The 214-nt window shown below is 72.9% G+C and carries 1 protein-coding gene; it reads left to right on the top strand.

The genetic code is table 11. The features are described 5' to 3' along the window. Nucleotides 1–7: 7 nt before the first annotated feature. Nucleotides 8–214 (top strand): hypothetical protein (locus V5F77_RS29400; protein WP_429008552.1); only part of this gene is annotated, 207 nt, incomplete at its 3' end.

Below are 214 nucleotides of genomic sequence, written 5' to 3'. Positions count from 1 at the left end.
CGAAGCGATGACCACGGCGACCCTGGACGCCCTGACGACGGGTCAGTCGCCCGAGGCGTTCCGCGCGATCGCGGGGGAGCTTTTCCGAGATACCGAGGGGCGGTCTGGTACGGCTCGCGAGGCCCCCAGCGCCGATAGCGGTCCCGAGGGCGAGGCTTCGGCCGAGCCTGAGGGTGGGGCTCTGCCCGCCGCCCCGCAGAATACCGAGGGGGCA

The organism is Roseixanthobacter psychrophilus (assembly GCF_043195195.1).
In the GTDB taxonomy this organism is placed as follows: Bacteria; Pseudomonadota; Alphaproteobacteria; order Rhizobiales; family Xanthobacteraceae; genus NCEH01.
The sequence above is the reverse complement of the archived record's forward strand: the minus strand, read 5'-3'. Positions and strand labels throughout refer to the sequence as shown.